This is a genomic window from Tsuneonella dongtanensis, from assembly GCF_001698205.1.
GTDB lineage: Bacteria > Pseudomonadota > Alphaproteobacteria > Sphingomonadales > Sphingomonadaceae > Tsuneonella > Tsuneonella dongtanensis.
Window position 1 is genome coordinate 296225 of sequence record NZ_CP016591.1, and the last position, 16560, is coordinate 312784.

Consider the following 16560-nt stretch of genomic DNA (forward strand, 5'->3'; position numbering starts at 1 on the left):
AGAACCAGCAAGCCGGAGTAGTCCCCGATGCACACCATAGTTCGCCTCGTCGCCCCACTCGCCCTCGTTGCGCTTGCAGGCTGCTCGACAATGGCCGACCTCCCGACCGAACGCGTCGCTGGGGCGTCGCTTGCCCTGGCAAACGGACTTCCCGCGGGAACGGTGCAGATTCTCGCCAGCGGCGACCGGGTGACCCTCTCTGCGGTCGTGACGGGCATCGCGCCGGGTATGCACGGCTTCCATCTGCACACCACGGGACGATGCACCGGCCCGGATTTCACCTCGGCCGGCGGCCACCTCAACCCCCTCGCGAACCAGCATGGATCGGCCAACCCTGCCGGCAGCCATGTCGGAGACCTGCCCAATCTGGAGGTTAAATCCGGCGGGACAGGCACCCTGACTGCCGATCTCCCCGGGACACGGGCACAAGTGGCCGAGTGGTTGTTCGACGCAGATGGCGCGGCAGTGGTGGTCCACGCAGAGGCGGACGACTATCGCACCGATCCGACCGGCAATGCCGGCGGCCGCGTGGCCTGCGGGGTCCTCAAGCCGGCTTGAGGACCTGCTCGCCAGCCGCGCCGGCCCGCTCGACAAGGCTTGCCGAAGCCTTCGGAACGAGCCGTATCGCTATCAAAAGACAGGCCAGCCCGAGCGGGACGGCCCACAGCGTCGACCTGACGCCCAGCGATATATCGCCCCCGTTGGTCGCGGAGACCCACCCTGCGAGGAACGGTCCCAGCGCCAATCCGACCAGCGTCGTAGCGATGAAGAAGGTCGCCGTCGCGACGCCGCGCATGCGCGGCAGGACCAAGGACTGGCTGGTTGCAGCCGCCGCACCGAGTGCGCTCGCCGCGAGGAACTGACCCATGGCCGCAAAGATGTAGAACATCGTCTCGCTTTGCGTCGTGAACGTGATCCAGATCACCGGCACCGGTGCGAGCAGTCCGAAGACGACGACGAACAGACGCCCCGACGCAAAGCGCGTGAAGAGCCAGTCCGCCATCCGCCCTCCGGCGATAACGCCGAGAAAACCTGCGACCGCGGCTGGCGCACCGACCAGCCAGCCAATCTGCGTCTTGGGAATCGAGAAGGCTACCTCTCCATACGGCGCGGCGAAGAACGACGCCGCGTAGGATACGAATGAGACGGCTCCATAGCCTAGGATCGTCGTCATGAACGCGGGCGATCCCCAGGTAAGGCGGAACGTGGGCAGATCCCGACTTCGCTGCCCGGTCGCCCAGCTGAACACGGCGTAATAGCCGACGCCCAGAAACAGCCACTGATCCGAAACCGCCTTCACGAAGTTGCCTTCGCCCGCGGGCACCAGATGGGTCAGCGCAACAGCGGCCAGAGCGAAGAACACAGCACCGAGGACATTGAAAGCGAGAGCCAGCGGTCCCCGCCGCAGGGCGCCGAGAAGCGTGAAGGGCGGGATGATCTGCACCAATTCGTCGAAGAAGCCCCGGAACGGTGCGGGATCGCGCGGTGTCGGCAGGCCATCGATCGCGCCGCGTACAGGCTCGCGCAATGTGAACACCCAAGCGGCGAGCAGGAGCCCCGGCAAGCCGACGGAGATGAATGCGGCCTGCCATCCGACGAGGCCAAGCGGACCACCGCCCGGATAGGCTTCGTTCCAGCCCTCGACGATAAGGCCGCCGATCAGGAGCGAGACACCGCCACCGATGTACAGCCCCGAAGAATAGATCGCCAGCGCCGTGGCGCGCAGCCGGGCGGGAAACCAGTCCGAAATCAGCGAATAGGCCGAAGGGCCGGCAGTGGCTTCGCCTACACCGACACCGATCCGTGCGCCGGTCAGCACCGATGCGTTCTTCGCAAAGCCCGACACCGCGGTCATGAGGGACCACAGCGCGAGGCCGATCGTCAGCAGCCGCACCCGGTGCCAGCTGTCCGCGAGTTTCCCGAGAGGAATTCCGAACAGCGCATAGAAGATCGCGAAGGCAGTTCCGTAAAGGAAGCCGAGGAAGGCGTCGTCGACCCCGAGGTCCGCCTTAATATCGTTGGCCAGGATCGAGAGAATCTGCCGGTCAATGAAATTGAGCACATAGACGAGGACGAGAACCCCGAGCGCGTACCAGCTATAGGCGGGGACCTTGGTATCGTCCGGCACGCCGACGGCGGCCCCTGCGTCCTGGTTCAAGCGTGCTCTCCCTGTGGCGTTCTATGCGTCGGTGTAGGCGACCCTATCCGGCAACCCGGCTTCCGCGAAGCCCTTTTGGCGCAGACGGCAACTGTCGCACAAACCGCAGGCCCGTCCGTCATCCGCCGGATCGTAACAGGACCAGCTCCAGCCCGGATCGAGACCGAGCCGTGCCGCTTCGCGGGCGATATCCGCCTTGGTCATGTGTTGTAGCGGCGCGTGGATGGCGAACGGCTCGCCCTCGACCCCCGCCTTGGTCCCCAGCCGGGCGGTCTCGGCAAAGCTGGCGATGAACTCCGGGCGACAATCCGGGTACCCCGAATAATCGAGCGCGTTGACCCCGATGAATATGTCCCGCGCGCCCGAGCATTCCGCGAACGCGGTCGTAAGCGCGAGGAAAACGAGATTGCGGGCGGGGACGTACGTTATCGGGATATCATCCGTCACCCCGTCCTTCGGCACGGCGATATCGGCGGTCAGCGCCGACCCACCGAACGCGCGAAGGTCGAGCGGCAGGACCACGTGACGTTCCGCGCCCAGCCTGCGGGCGATGTCGCGTGCGCAGTCGAGTTCGCGAACGTGCCGTTGGCCATAGTCGATGGACAGCGCGTGGAGCGTGAAACCGCGCTCGCGCGCAATCCCCGCCGACACCATCGAATCGAGCCCGCCAGACAGCAGGATCACGGCTATTCGCGAATTGTCCGCCATCCCGCCGCGCTAGGCTCTCACGCCGCGGACGGCAACCGGCTCTAGCGACAGGCTCCGACGCGGCGCGCTTCGGCCGAGAATTCGAACGGCAATCCGCTGGCGATCCCCTGGCTGTCGATCTGGACCAGGCTGTTGCTCTCGCGCCGGATATTGGTGCGGCCGTACCCGTTGCCCTTGCAGGTGTACTGCACGGTCACTTCGCTCGCGCCGTCCTCGACGACGAAGCGGCTGCAGCCGGGGCTGGCGTGCTGGAGCTGAATAAGCTCGAGCCCCGAACGCACGCAGACGCGCCGGCTCTCGCTTCCGTCGCGGAAGCGAACCTCCCACTGCCCGTCATCGAGCGCGCCGAGCATGGCCAGCGAGGGGCCCTGCGCCGCGGCCGGCGTCAGCAATCCGGTTGCGTAAAGGCCGGTAGCGATCACAATCGCCCGCGCCCCCGCGACAATCGGCAATCTCATTGAAATCGAACTCCGCTCTGCGCCCGCGAGTTTCTGTCGCGCACAGTATAGCAAGAACGGCCGCGTCGGCAAAGTGTTCCGTGCGTGCGACGAGCCGTTAGTCCCGGATCGGGAATTGCTTCGAGCAGAACGCACAGTCGACGAGGATCACTCCGTCCTCGTTTCGCATCTCGGCCCGTTCTTCGGGCGGGAAGCGCGCGATGACCTTGGCATAATGCTCGGGCGAACAGCGGCAGCCACGCGACAGGTGCGCACCCGGCTGCACGCGTATCTCGTCTTCCTCGTGAAACAGGCGCCAGACGATCGCTTCGAGAGACAGGCCCTCGTCGAGCAGCTCGTCATGTCTCACGCTGCCGCCGAGGATGGCCACGTGCTCCCACTCGGGATGGTCGAGACGGACGTGAAGCCGCTCCCGGCCTTCCTCGCCATCGGCAAGGTGCTGGACGAGCATGCCCGCGGCCACCGCTCCGGCTCCGCTTGCGCGGACGGCGACACGGATCAGGGTGGGGACCTGCTCCGACTGACTGAAATAGGTCTCGCATGCCTCGGCCAGGGATTCGCCTTCGAGCGGAACGATCCCCTGGTACCGGCCCTCGCCGGCCGGCATATCGAACGTCATCGCAAGATAGCCCTTGCCGAACAGGGCGTAGAGCGACGGGTTCGCTCCCAGCGCTGCGAGGCGATCGCGATCGAAGTCGACGTACCCGCGCAATTCGCCGCCGCGCCAGTCGCAGACGAGCAGACGGACGACGCCGCCTTCGGTCTGGGCCTGCAGGGTCAGCTGGCCGCCGCCTTCCACGCTGGCGTTTTCCTTAAGCAGTCCGCCGATCAGCGCGGTGAGAACCAGCGCCTCCGCCAGCAGGTGGGTGATCGCGGCCGGGTAGGCGTGCGCGGAGAGAATCTCGTCGAGTACGCTGTCGAGCCGCACGGCACGGCCCCTCGCATGGCGCGAGGGTATCGAAAAGCCGAGCAGGCGGCCGGCATAGGTTTCGGGCAGGGCTTCGGTCATCGCGCCGCGATATGGGGTGGGTTGTCCCCAGGCGCTAGGTCAGAGCAGGCCGAGGCTCCAGAGCAGCACCGATTTCTGCGCATGGATGCGGTTTTCCGCTTCGTCGAATACGACCGATTGGTCGCTCTCGAACACGTCCTCGCTCACCTCATCGCCGACGTGCGCGGGGAGGCAATGGAGGAATCGCGCATCGGGCTTGGCCTGCGCCATCAGTCGCCCATCGACTTGGTACGGCGCCATGGCGGCAAGCTTGTTGTGCGCGTGCTCCTGCCCCATCGAGACCCACGTGTCGGTGACGACGATGTCGGCGCCTGCTGCCGCTTCGGGCGCATCGCGGGTCAGGGTGACAGTGCAGCCCGCCGCGCGCGCCATGTCGACGAACTCGGCCTCGGGCTCGTAGCCTTGCGGAACGCCCACGCGCACGTTGAAGCCGAGCAGCGCCGCGGCCTCGAGGATGGAATGCAGCACGTTGTTGCCATCGCCGAGCCAGGCCAGTTCCAGACCCTTCAGCGCCTTGCCCTGCTCTTCGATCGTCAGCAGGTCGGCGACGATCTGGCACGGGTGCGACCGGTCGGTCAGGCCGTTGATGACCGGCACGGTGGCATGCCGCGCCAGTTCCTCGATCTTGGCGTGATCATCGGTGCGGATCATGATTGCATCGACCATCCGGCTGAGCACGCGCGCCGTATCGGCGAGCGATTCCCCGCGGCCGAGCTGGGTGCTCCCCGCATCCATGATCAGGGCAGTGCCGCCGAGCTGTCGCATGGCCATGTCGAAGCTGACGCGCGTGCGGGTCGAGTTCTTCTCGAAGATCATCGCCAGGACGTGGCCTGCCAGCGGGGCGTCGTCATCAGCGCGGCCCCTGGGCCAGTCGCGGCGCGCCGCCTTGCGCGCATGCGCGTCGGCCAGCATCGTCTTCAGCGCGTCGGACCCCGCATTCGACAAGTCGAGGAAATGCCGGCAGGCCATCACGCTGCCTCGGGCACGACGTAGCTCGCCGCGCCCGCCGAAAGCTTGTCGAAGAATTCGTCGAACTCGGCGTCACCGGCAACGAGCGGCGGCAGGATGCGCAGGGTGTTGTCGCCTGCGGCCACCGTCAGCAGCTGGTGTCCATCGCGCAAGTGGACGTAGAACGGCCGACTCTCGCTCTTCATCTTGAGCCCGAGCATCAGGCCCTTTCCGCGCACGCCTTCGAACAGTTCGGGATAGTTGCCGATGAATTGTTCGAGCCGGCCCCGCAGCCGCTCGCCCTTCTCGGTAACCTCGGCGAGGAATTCCTCGTTGCCGACGGCGTCAAGCACGGCCTCGCCCGCTGCCATCGCCAGCGGGTTGCCGCCATAGGTCGAGCCATGCGTGCCCAGGCCCATGCCGCGCGCCGCCTTTTCGGTGGCGAGGCATGCGCCCATCGGGAAGCCGCCGCCGATGCCCTTGGCGGTCGCCATGATGTCAGGTTCGATCCCGTAATGCTCATAGGCGTACATCTTGCCGGTGCGCGCAACGCCGCACTGGACCTCGTCGAGCACGAGCATGAGATCGTGTTCGTCGCACAGCGCGCGCAGGCCCTGCATGAACGCATCGGACGCCGGACGGATGCCGCCCTCGCCCTGGATCGGTTCGACCAGAAAGCCCGCGGTGTTCGGACCCATCAGCGCCTTCGCGCTCTCCAGATCGTCGAATTCGGCATACTTGAACCCGGCGAGCAGCGGCATGAAGCCCTTGTGCATCTTCTCCTGGTTGGAGGCGCTGATGGTGGCCATCGTGCGGCCGTGGAACGCGTTCTTGAACGTGATCAGCTCGAACTTGTCATCGTTGCCGACGTGCTGGTGATAGGCGCGCGCGGTCTTGATGGCGCACTCGACCGCCTCCGCGCCCGAATTGGTGAAGAACACCGTGTCGGCGAAAGTCAGGTCGACCAGCCGCTGGGCAAGGCTCTCCCCCTGCGGGCTGCCGTAGAGGTTCGAAACGTGCATCAGCGTCGCCGCCTGCTCCTGGATTGCACCGATCAGCCCTTCGTGGCTGTGGCCGAGCAGGTTCACCGCAATGCCGCTGGCGAAATCGAGATAGCGCGTGCCGTCCTCGTCGATCAGGTGGCAGTGTTCGCCGCGCACGGGACGAACGCCGCACCGGGGATACACGGGCATGAGCGGGGTGATCGACATCGGACAGGTCCTCTTCAAGAATTCGATAAGCTGAAAACGACGAATGGCGGCCCCGCCAATCACATGGAGGGGGGCCGCCATTCGCGCCGTTTATGGTCATGCGTCGGAACGGTCGAACGACCGTCCGTTCGCCGACGGATCAGCCCTGGACGGGCACCAGGTTGACCGCCGAGTATTTGCCTCGTCGATCGACCTCGAGGTCGAACTCGTACTTCTCGCCCTCGTTGAGGCCGGCAAGACCGGACCGCTCGACAGCACTGATGTGCACGAATGCGTCCGGCTGGCCGTCGTCGCGGACCAGGAAGCCGAAGCCCTTCATCGAGTTGAAGAACTTGACCGTTCCGGTCGCCTTCTCGCCCGTCAGCTCCCGCCGCGGCGCGGCAGCGCGATCGCCGCCGAAGCCGCCCCGGTCGCCGCCCGGACCACCGCGATCTTCGCGCGGAGCCCGCGCCTGCACCGGGACCACGTCGCCGATGATTTGCAGGTCCTGCGCCGAGATCTTGCCGCCGCGATCGACGAGGTTGAACGCGAGCTCCTGCCCTTCTCCGAGCCCTTCGAGCCCGGCGCGTTCGACCGCGCTGATGTGCACGAACACGTCTTCACCGCCTTCTTCCTGGGCGATGAAGCCGAATCCCTTCTGGCCATTGAAGAACTTCACGGTTCCCTTGCCGGCACCGACGACCTGGGGAGGCATGCGGTTGAAACCGCCGCCGCCACCGCCACCGCCGCCGCCCGGGCGGCCGCCGAAGCCGCCACCACCGCCGCCGCCGCCGCGGTAGCCACCGCCACCGCCGCCGCCGCCGCCGAAGCCGCCGCGATCACCGCCGCCGAATCCCCCACGGTCGCCACCGCCAAAGCTGTCGCGCGGGGCGAAATCGCCGCCGCCGCCGAAGGGATCGAAACCGTCTTCACCGAACCCGTCGCGCTTGTCCCGGCCCCGACGTTTCCCTCTATCGTAACCCATAACCTGAAACGTACCTTCGTATTCTAGCCGCCCGTTATTCGCCCCCGAGACGCGCGAGCGGAGCGCGCCGGGACGGATCGGGACAACCGGAATAGGCGCCCTCCCCCGTGAGTCAGTGGCGGTTCATAGCGCAAGTCCTGCCGTGTTGCGAACGATTTAACTGTGGCCGCACCAACCCGGTCTTTGCGTCGGCGTGAGACCGCTTGCACGACGCGCGCGTGCGCGGCATGGCGTCGGCCATGGATATCCTCGCCCTCCTGAGCGATCCGGCTGCCTGGCTCGCCCTTCTCACGCTCATCGCGCTCGAGGTCGTGCTCGGCGTGGACAACCTCATTTTCATCGCGATCCTGTCGAACAAGCTCCCGGTCGAGCAGCAGTCGCGCGCGCGGAGAATCGGGCTCGCGCTGGCTCTGATCATGCGCATCGGGCTCCTGATGCTGATCGGCTGGCTAGTGACGCTGACGCAGCCGCTGTTCGACCTGGGGCTCGTCGGCTCTGCCAACCAGTATGGAGAGCCGAGCTTCGAGACGTCGTTCTCCGGACGCGATCTGATCCTGCTCGCCGGCGGGCTTTTCCTGCTGTGGAAGGCGACCAAGGAAATCCATCACTCGATGGAGCCCAGCGACGATTCGGGCGAGCTGCTCGACAAGACTCCCGGCGTTGCGACCGCGGCCAAGGCCACCTTCGGAGCGGTAATCGCCCAGATCATTGCCATCGACCTCGTCTTCTCGGTCGATTCGATCCTCACCGCTGTCGGCATGACCGACGAGGTGCCGATCATGGTCGCCGCGGTCGTGATCACCGTCGGCGTAATGATGGTCGCGGCCGACCCGCTCGCGCGCTTCATCGAGAAGAACCCGACGCTGGTCATGCTGGCGCTCGCGTTCCTCGTGATGATCGGCCTCGTCCTGATCGCCGACGGATTCGGCTTCCACGTGCCCAAGGGCTACATCTACGCGGCCATGGGCTTCTCGGTCGGGGTCGAGATCCTGAACATCGTCCAGCGGCGCAGGCGTTTGCGAAAGGCTGAGGAGGCCTCGATGTCATGAACGAGTTCCGCAAACTGTCGGACACGATGTTCGCAAGTCCGCAGATCGACCTCGACGACGTCGCACAGGCGAAGGAGCAGGGCGTGGCCCTGATCGTCAACAACCGGCCCGAGGGCGAGAGCCCCGATCAGGTGCCGGGTGCCGAGATCGAGGCCGCCGCGCGCGCGGCGGGGATCGATTACCTCGCGATTCCCATTACCCACGCCGGGTTCAGCCACCCGCAGGTGACCGCGCTCGCCGAAGCGCTCGAGAGTGCCGGCGGGCCGGTCCTCGGTTACTGCCGCTCGGGCACGCGTTCGACGCTCCTTTGGGCCCTGGCGCGCGCGAGCCAGGGCGAATCGCCCGATGCCATCGCGGCAGCGGCAGCGGCGGCCGGCTACGACGTGGGCCCGGTGCGCCCGGCGATGGACGCGCTCGTCGCCCAGTCGCGCCAGTCCTAGTCGCGGTAATCGAGCGGCGGCTTCCGGTCGCCGAGCAGCGACTTGTAGGTGTAGCCGGGCCCGCGCGCGGCATCGAATTCCGCCTTCGCCGCGTCGCGTAGCGCCGGGTCGGTGTAGAGCCGGATGGCCGCGAGCGTCATCGCCTTCGCCGCCACCTGCGCGCCCTTGAAGCCGATTGTCGTCCCGCTCGCCGCGGCCGATTGCCACGAGTGCGACGGCGTGCCCGGCACCCAGGTCGCTGTGCGTACGCCGACCGTGGGCGTGGCCCACGATACGTCGCCGACGTCGGTCGACCCGTAGCCCAGCGCCTTTTCGTATGGCTGGACCAACTGCGCGGTCTCGAGTGCTTTCGCCCGGGCCAATGTCGGAGCGAGCTTGCCGGCGAAGGCGCGTTCGTCCGCAGTGTAGTCGACCCCGCCGACCTTGCGCAGTTCGGTATCCATCATCCGCGCCATCGTCTCATTGACGAGCAGCGGATTGTTGCCGTGGATCACCTCCCACGAAACCTCGGTTCCCGTACCCATCGCCGCGCCCTTCGCCGCCGCCTCGAGCCGGGTCCACATCGCCTCGACCTCGTCGGTCCGCGAGTGACGGACGTAGTAGAACACTTCGGCGGAATCGGGGATCACGTTGGGCGCGCTGCCGCCTTCGGTGATGACGTAGTGGATGCGCGAATCCATCGTCGTGTGCTCGCGCATCATGTTGACCATCATGTTCATCGCCTCGACCCCGTCGAGCGCGCTGCGCCCTTGTTCGGGAGCACCGGCGGCGTGGGCCGACTTGCCCTTGAACCGGAACTTGGCCGAGCGGTTGGCGAGCGAGGTGCGCGCGGCGGCGCTGTTCTCGTCGTCGGCGTGCCAGTGGATCGCGAAATCGACGTCGTCGAAGAGGCCGTCGCGAACCATATAGACCTTGCCCGATCCGCCTTCCTCGGCAGGCGTACCGTAGAAGCGGATGCGCCCCGGGGTCCCGCTCGCCTCGAGCCATTTCTTGATCGCGATCGCCGCCGTGACCGATCCGGCGCCGAACAGGTTGTGCCCGCAGGCGTGGGCTGCGGCTTTGCCTTCCAGCACCGAGCGATCCGGCACCGCATCCTGGCTGATACCCGGAAGCGCATCGTATTCGCCGAGTACGCCGATGAGGGGTCCGCCCGATCCCCACTCGGCGGTGAATGCCGTCGGAATTCCGGCGACGCCCTTGGTCACCTTGAACCCGGCCTTCTGCAACTCGGAAGACAGCAGCGCGCTCGACTTCTCTTCCTTGTAGCCGACCTCGGCCCACTCCCAGATCTGCCGCGCCACCCTCGCCGTATCGGCCGCCCGGGCATCGACCAGCGCGACCGGGTCGGGCGCCTCCGCCGCGGCGGGGACGGCGAGGAACAGGGCAACGCCCGAAAGCGTGGCGAGGCGGATGGTCATGCGCGATATCTCCCTTGTTATGTGCAGCCTAGCGCGGCCCGCACGGCTGTGGCAATCGCCCGCACATGACCGGGAAGCTGATCCAGATGGGCGCGTCGCTGATCGCGATCCTCGCCCTTGCGTGGATAGCGTTGAAGCTCGGCCTCGGCGGAGACACGCGCATCCGCGACGACGATCACCTGCGCGAACTCGCCGAAGAAGCGCTTTGCGGCTTCGACCCGGTCGATATCGCCATCGACAGGGCCGGACTGGCCGCGCTTGCGCGGGACGCGGACGGGCGGGTCATGCTGCTTCGGCGCCACGGCGCGCATTTCGCCTCGCGCCTGCTCGACGGCCATGCGCACGTCCGGCTCGATCGCCATTTCCTTATCGTCGGGACGAGCGACCGGCGGTTCGGCGAGATCACGCTCGACCTGGGCGATGCGGCTTCCGCTTGGGCTGCGAGCCTGCGGCGCCTATAAGGCAACCGAGATGCCGAATTTCTCGCCCGTCGACTATGCCGTTCCCGGCTTCGTGCTGCTGGTCCTGATCGAGATGATCTGGGCGCGGAAGATGCGCCGCGAAGCCTACGAGCCGAAGGACACGCTCACCAGCCTCGCCTTCGGGCTGGGCAGCACCGTGTCGGGCCTGCTCTTCGGCGGCGCGGTGGTCGCGCTGTTCCTCTGGCTGTGGCAGTTCCGCCTGTTCGACGTGCCGTGGACCTGGTGGGCATGGGCGCTCTGCTTCGTGCTCGACGACCTCGCCTATTACTGGATCCACCGCTTCGGGCACCGCATGCGCTGGTTCTGGGCGAGCCACGTCAACCACCATTCGAGCCAGCACTACAACCTCAGTACGGCGTTGCGGCAGACCTGGACCGGTTTCCTGACATTGGGCTTCGCGTTCAAGCTGCCGCTGGTGCTGGCGGGCTTCCACCCGGTGATGGTCGCGATCTGCGGCGGGTTCAACCTGATCTACCAGTTCTGGATCCACACCGAGGCGATCGGCAAGATGCCGCGCTGGTTCGAGGCGGTGATGAACACGCCGAGCCACCACCGCGTGCACCACGCGACGAACCCCCGCTACCTCGACCGCAACTATGCCGGGGTGTTCATCGTCTGGGACCGGTTGTTCGGCACGTTCGAGGAAGAACGCCCGGACGAGGAGCGCATCCGTTACGGCATCGTGCGGCAACTGGGCACGTTCAACCTGTTCTACAGCGTGTTCCACGAATGGATTGGCATCGCGCAGGACATGTGGCGCGCGCCGTGGAAGCACAAGCTTTCGTACCTGCTGCGCGAACCCGGCTGGACCCACGACGGCAGCCGGGAGACGAGCGACATGATCCGCGCGCGATGGGTGGCGCGCAAATCGGTTGCGAGCGAAAACCCGATTGCGGAGCCGCGCGAGGCTGCCTAACGTTTCCGTAAAGGAGAGGTTGGGGTGAGCGATACATTCGACATCATCGTTATCGGCGGCGGCAGCGCGGGCAGCGCGGCGGCCGGACGGCTGGTCGAGGCCGGGCGCCGGGTCTGCTTGCTCGACGCGGGTGGCACCAACGAACACGTTTTCACGCGCACCCCGGGCCTTCTGGCGATGATGCCCGACAAGAGCATGTACAAGTACGACACCGAGCCGATGGAATCGCTCGGCGGGCGGATCGGCTATCAGCCGCGCGGACGCGGGCTTGGCGGATCGAGCGCCATCAACGGCATGGTCTACATCCGCGGGCATCCGTGGGACTACGACAACTGGGCGGCGCTAGGCTGCACCGGATGGTCGTGGGACGACGTGCTGCCGGTGTTCAAGCGGCAGGAGAACAATGCGCGCGGTGCCGACGCGTGGCACGGCGCCAGCGGCCCGCTGCACGTCAGCGAGCAGGTCAGCCCCAGCCATGTCGCGCAGGCATTTGTGGATGCCGCCGCGGAACTGCAACTACCGCGCAACGACGACTTCAATGGCCCGAAGCAGGAGGGCTTTGGGCTCTACCAGGTGACCCAGAAGGGTGGCGAGCGCTGGTCCTCCTCGCGCGCGTTCGTGGAACCGCTCAAGGGCAATCCCAACCTGGATGTGCGGACCAACGTCGTCGTCGAGCGGATCGAGATCGAGGATGGCCGCGCGACCGGCGTGACCATTCGCAGAGGCAACGGCACCCATACGATCCATGCTTCGGGCGGCGTCGTGCTGAGCGCAGGCGCATTCGGCAGCCCGCAGGTTCTCATGCTCTCGGGTATCGGCCCGGGCGGAGAACTGGCGCGCCACGGCATTCCGGTCCGGCTCGACCGGTCGGCGGTCGGCGCGGACCTGCAGGACCACTGCGACTTCCTGACCAGCTACGAACTCGACGACACCAGCCTTTTCGGCGGCTCGCTCAAGGGCATCTGGGCGCTGGCCAAGGCGTTCGTCGAACACCGGCGGCATCGCACCGGGATGCTCACCACCAACTTCGCCGAGAGCGGCGGTTTCGTGACCATCGAGCCCAACGCCCCTGCACCGGACGTCCAGTATCATTTCATCCGCGCGATCATCCAGAACCACGGCCGCGACAAGCTGCGCGAGCACGGCTTCAGCCTGCACGCCTGCGTCTTGCGCCCGCACAGCCGCGGGTGGGTCAAGCTGCATTCCGCCGATCCCACTGCCGCGCCGGCGATCAATCCCAACTTCCTGTCGGACGAGCGCGACATGGACCTTCTCAAGAAGGGATCGCGCCTGATGGTGCGGATCGCCGAGTCCCCTTCGTTCAAGGCCCTCGGCGCAAAGGACCGCAACCCGATCGACTACGAGGACGACACTGCGCTCGAGGCGCGCATCCGCCAGATCGCGGACACGATCTATCACCCCGTCGGCACCTGCCGGATGGGCGGCGACGAGGACAGCGTGGTCGATCCGACTCTGGCGCTGCGAGGGGTGGACGGGCTGTGGGTCGCCGACGCATCGATCATGCCGCGCCTCGTTTCGGGCAATACCAACGCGCCGAGCATCATGATCGGCGAACGCTGCGCCGGGTTCGTGCAGGCCGCGCTTGGGGCTTAGGGATCGCGCGAAAGCGCTCAAGCGCGAAGCGCTGACGCTGTGGGTCGCGGCCCGCGACCCGCGCACCCCGCTCGCCGCGAAGCTGCTCGCCGGCGCGGTGGCGGCTTACGCCTTTAGCCCCATCGACCTCATCCCCGATTTCATCCCGGTGCTGGGACTGCTCGACGACGTGCTGATCGTGCCGATCGGGATCTGGCTCGTCCTGCGGATGATCCCTGCGCCGCTGCTGGCAGAATATCGCGAGGAAGCCGCGGACCTGGCGGAGCGACCGGTGTCGAAGACCGCCGCTGTCGCGATCATCGCGGTTTGGATTGCAGCGATATCCCTCACCGCCTGGCTGCTTACCCGATAGCGGTCAACGACCAGTCGATTGCAAGGCCGAACGGCCGCCCGCAGCCGGCTGCGCGAAGCGAAGCACAGAGGCGAGGACGAGCCCGCGGAGGCGGGCTCGAAAAGAAGAAAAAAGGGGCCGGAAGCGGCTGGCTTCCGGCCCATCGAAGGCGGTGTTCGCAGGAGGAACATCGGATGGCGAGGTCGGGAGAAAGGAGAGGAGATCCCCCGACCTCACCAAGCTTGGTAATCAGTTGTAGGCGCGCTCTCCGTGCTCGCCGATGTCGAGACCGTCGTATTCGACTTCGGAGGTGACGCGCAGCCCGGTGATGAGCTTGGTGACCACGGCGGCCAGCGCGGTGCCCGCGGCGGCCCAGCCGATCGCGACGGCGACGGCGATGACCTGCGTGGTCACCTGCGCGGCCATCGCGGTCGAACCGTCGCCCGGTCCACCGAAGCCCGGCTGGTAGACGATGCCGGTGCCGATCGCGCCGACGATCCCGGCGATGCCGTGGATGCCGAACACGTCGAGCGCATCGTCGTAACCGAGCTTCGCCTTGAGCTTGGAGACCGCGAAGTAGGCGACCACCGAAGCGACGATGCCGAGCACGATCGCACCGAACGGTCCGCTGTTGCCGGCGGCCGGAGTGACCGCGACGAGACCCGCGATGACACCCGAGGCGAAGCCGAGCGCCGAACCCTTGTGACCGGCGAACCGCTCCATGAGCATCCAGGCGAGGGCACCCGCCGCGGTGGCGACGAAGGTGTTGATCATCGCGAGGCCGGCGGTGCCGTCGGCTTCGAGTTCCGACCCGGCGTTGAAGCCGAACCAGCCCACCCAGAGGAGACCGGCACCGACCAGCGTCAGCGTCAGGCTGTGCGGCGGCATGGGCTCGGCCGGGTAGCCGCTGCGCTTGCCGAGGAACATGGCGAGCACGAGGGCGGAAACACCCGCGTTGATGTGCACCACGGTGCCGCCGGCAAAGTCGAGCGCGCCCATCTCGAACAGCAGGCCGCCGCCCGCCCACACCATGTGCGCGATCGGGAAGTAGACGATCGTCAGCCAGATCGCTGTGAACAGCATCGCGGCGGAGAACTTCAGCCGCTCGACCGTCGCACCAAGGACCAGCGCGGCGGTGATCGCCGCGAAGGTCATCTGGAAGCTGATGAAGACATACTCGCTGATGACTTCGTCGGAGAAGGTCGCAGCGGTGCTGTCGGAGGTTACCCCGGCGAGGAAGAACTTGCCCCAGCTGATGAAGGCATTGCCTTCGGGACCGAAGGCAAGGCCGTAGCCGTAGATCACCCAGATGAGCATGGCGAGGCACGCCGCGCCGCCGACCTGGGTCATCGTCGAGAGCATGTTCTTGCTGCGGGTCAGGCCGCCATAAAACAGCGCGAGGCCTGGCAGGATCATCAGCAGCACGAGGACCGTGGCGATCATCATGAATGCGTTGTTGCCCGGATTGGGCACCGCGGCGGCTGCTTCGGCAGCAGCGGGCGCGGCCTCGGCGGCCGCTTCGGCCACCGCTTCGGCGGCTTCCTGGGCATAGGCTGCGGTGGCGGCGAGCATGGAAACTCCCGTGGCGACCGCGCCGGAAAGGAATGTGCGGATCATCTGGTTACCCCTCATGAATTCGGAGCGCGTCAGAGCGCGGTGTCGCCGGTTTCGCCGGTGCGGATGCGCGTGGCGGAGGCGAGGTCGAGCACGAAGATCTTGCCGTCGCCGATGGCTTCGGTGCGGGCGACCTGCTGGATCGTCTCGACCACTTGCGGCGCGACGGCGTCGGACGCGGCGATCTCGAGCTTCACTTTCGGAAGCATGTTCGTCGAATACTCGGCGCCCCGATAGATCTCGGTCTGGCCCTTCTGCCGGCCGAACCCCTTGACCTCGGTCACGGTCATGCCGGCGATGCCGATGCCCGACAGCGCTTCGCGCACTTCGTCGAGCTTGAATGGCTTGATTACGGCGATGATGAATTTCATCGATGCCCCCACGATACCACCGGACAGCTTTCCGGCTTCGCAGGTGCAGCAAGAGCCGTGCCAGCCTGGCTTTATGGCGGGTTATGAACGACTTGAACCCGCTGGGGGCTAAGGCGCGCACTCGGAACGATGAGGCCGATGCTCAATTTTTAGGCGATTGCCCGCTATTTGTGCAGTTCGAGCCGTGCCCAGACGGGCAAATGGTCCGAGGCCTGGGCGGCCATGGCCGAGTGATGGACGCCCATTTCGACCAGAGACCAATCGCGTGAGGCGACGATCCGGTCGAGGTGCGCGATGGGCTGGCGACTGGGAAAGCTTCGACCGGGAGCGAGCGACCGCCAGCCCGCTCCGAACTCGCGCATGGCCCCGGTATCGACGCCCCACTGGTTGAAGTCGCCGAGCAGGACGGTGGGGCAAGGCTCGTCGCACCCGTCGACGTGGTGGAGGATAGCGCGCACCTGGTCGCGCCGCCGCAGGCCGGACAGGTCGAGATGCATCCCCAGCACCCGTATGAGGCGGTCTTCCGCCACGAAGTCGCCGCGCACGGCCCCGCGCGGCTCAAGCATGGGCAGGGCCACCGGATGCGCCTCCACCGGATCGAAATTCCGCCGTACGAGCAGGGCATTGCCGTGCCAGCCCAGGCTGCGCGCGCGCCGCGCCACCGGAAGCGGGCGCCAGGGCGTATCGTCGAGCGCAGACCGCTCGATGACGCTGGCCCGTGTCCCGAAACGCAGGTCGCACTCCTGCAGCGCGATCACGTCCGCATCGATTTCGCGCAGCACGGTGATAATGCGGTCGGGATCGCGCCGACCGTCGTTCCCCACGCCCTTGTGGATGTTGTAGCTGGCGAAAGTCAGTTGCACGCGTGG

Annotated in this window: 18 protein-coding genes; 7 read left to right on the forward strand and 11 right to left on the reverse strand. The window is 66.6% G+C overall.

What is annotated here, in order from left to right:
• Positions 1-27 precede the first annotated feature (27 nt).
• A complete protein-coding gene (locus A6F68_RS01395; protein WP_067675302.1) occupies positions 28-558 on the forward strand; it encodes a superoxide dismutase family protein in 531 nt (176 codons plus the stop codon).
• Here A6F68_RS01395 and A6F68_RS01400 read toward each other — a convergent pair.
• The 7 genes from A6F68_RS01400 to A6F68_RS15395 all read right to left on the reverse strand — a co-directional run bounded on the left by A6F68_RS01400 (position 545) and on the right by A6F68_RS15395 (position 7456).
• A complete protein-coding gene (locus tag A6F68_RS01400) occupies positions 545-2158 on the reverse strand; it encodes an MFS transporter (protein WP_084001502.1) in 1614 nt (537 codons plus the stop codon). The two genes, A6F68_RS01395 and A6F68_RS01400, sit on opposite strands and share 14 nt — an antisense overlap.
• Before the next feature lie 21 nt (positions 2159-2179).
• Entirely contained in the window at positions 2180-2866 is a 687-nt protein-coding gene (queC, locus tag A6F68_RS01405; protein WP_067675304.1) for a 7-cyano-7-deazaguanine synthase QueC, read from the reverse strand.
• Between the two features lie 41 nt (positions 2867-2907).
• Positions 2908-3324 (reverse strand): DUF3617 domain-containing protein, encoded by a 417-nt coding sequence (locus A6F68_RS01410; RefSeq protein ID WP_067675307.1) that lies wholly within the window; start codon positions 3322-3324, stop codon positions 2908-2910.
• A 97-nt stretch (positions 3325-3421) separates the two neighbouring features.
• Positions 3422-4333 (reverse strand): Hsp33 family molecular chaperone HslO, encoded by a 912-nt coding sequence (hslO, locus tag A6F68_RS01415; protein ID WP_067675310.1) that lies wholly within the window; start codon positions 4331-4333, stop codon positions 3422-3424.
• A gap of 39 nt (positions 4334-4372) precedes the next feature.
• Positions 4373-5302: an ornithine carbamoyltransferase gene (argF, locus tag A6F68_RS01420; protein WP_067675313.1), complete on the reverse strand. Its 930-nt coding sequence runs from the start codon at positions 5300-5302 to the stop codon at positions 4373-4375.
• Complete coding sequence (locus A6F68_RS01425) at positions 5302-6492, reverse strand: aspartate aminotransferase family protein (protein WP_067675316.1); 1191 nt, start codon at positions 6490-6492, stop codon at positions 5302-5304. Before A6F68_RS01425 ends, argF begins: the two co-directional genes overlap by 1 nt.
• 139 nt (positions 6493-6631) lie before the next feature.
• Positions 6632-7456, reverse strand: coding sequence for a cold-shock protein (locus A6F68_RS15395; protein WP_067675319.1), 825 nt, complete (start codon positions 7454-7456; stop codon positions 6632-6634).
• 239 nt (positions 7457-7695) lie between these two features.
• Here A6F68_RS15395 and A6F68_RS01435 point away from each other — a divergent pair, with 239 nt between their 5' ends.
• Positions 7696-8505, forward strand: a complete 810-nt coding sequence (locus A6F68_RS01435; RefSeq protein WP_067681824.1) for a TerC family protein — start codon at positions 7696-7698, stop codon at positions 8503-8505.
• A complete protein-coding gene (locus A6F68_RS01440; protein WP_067675323.1) occupies positions 8502-8945 on the forward strand; it encodes a protein tyrosine phosphatase family protein in 444 nt (147 codons plus the stop codon). Before A6F68_RS01435 ends, A6F68_RS01440 begins: the two co-directional genes overlap by 4 nt.
• On the opposite strand, the gene A6F68_RS01445 is transcribed toward A6F68_RS01440, so the two are convergent.
• On the reverse strand, positions 8942-10363 hold the full coding sequence (locus A6F68_RS01445; protein WP_067675326.1) for an amidohydrolase: 1422 nt from the start codon (positions 10361-10363) through the stop codon (positions 8942-8944). The two genes, A6F68_RS01440 and A6F68_RS01445, sit on opposite strands and share 4 nt — an antisense overlap.
• A gap of 65 nt (positions 10364-10428) precedes the next feature.
• Between A6F68_RS01445 and A6F68_RS01450 the strand changes: the two genes are divergently transcribed.
• The 4 genes from A6F68_RS01450 to A6F68_RS01465 are packed head-to-tail and all read left to right on the forward strand — an operon-like array spanning position 10429 to position 13727.
• A complete protein-coding gene (locus A6F68_RS01450; protein WP_067675329.1) occupies positions 10429-10824 on the forward strand; it encodes a hypothetical protein in 396 nt (131 codons plus the stop codon).
• A 10-nt stretch (positions 10825-10834) separates the two neighbouring features.
• A complete protein-coding gene (locus A6F68_RS01455) occupies positions 10835-11761 on the forward strand; it encodes a sterol desaturase family protein (protein WP_067675332.1) in 927 nt (308 codons plus the stop codon).
• A 24-nt stretch (positions 11762-11785) separates the two neighbouring features.
• Positions 11786-13375, forward strand: coding sequence for a GMC family oxidoreductase (locus A6F68_RS01460; protein WP_067675335.1), 1590 nt, complete (start codon positions 11786-11788; stop codon positions 13373-13375).
• Positions 13365-13727, forward strand: coding sequence for a YkvA family protein (locus tag A6F68_RS01465; protein ID WP_067675338.1), 363 nt, complete (start codon positions 13365-13367; stop codon positions 13725-13727). Before A6F68_RS01460 ends, A6F68_RS01465 begins: the two co-directional genes overlap by 11 nt.
• A 228-nt stretch (positions 13728-13955) precedes the next feature.
• Here the strand turns inward: A6F68_RS01465 and A6F68_RS01470 are convergent, their stop codons facing one another.
• The 3 genes from A6F68_RS01470 to A6F68_RS01480 form a co-directional block, all read right to left on the reverse strand.
• A complete protein-coding gene (locus tag A6F68_RS01470; protein WP_067675341.1) occupies positions 13956-15323 on the reverse strand; it encodes an ammonium transporter in 1368 nt (455 codons plus the stop codon).
• 29 nt (positions 15324-15352) lie between these two features.
• Positions 15353-15691 carry a P-II family nitrogen regulator gene (locus A6F68_RS01475; RefSeq protein WP_067675344.1) on the reverse strand — a complete coding sequence of 113 codons (339 nt, stop codon included), beginning with the start codon at positions 15689-15691 and terminating at the stop codon, positions 15353-15355.
• 164 nt (positions 15692-15855) lie between these two features.
• Complete coding sequence (locus A6F68_RS01480; RefSeq protein ID WP_067675347.1) at positions 15856-16554, reverse strand: endonuclease/exonuclease/phosphatase family protein; 699 nt, start codon at positions 16552-16554, stop codon at positions 15856-15858.
• Positions 16555-16560: the final 6 nt, after the last annotated feature.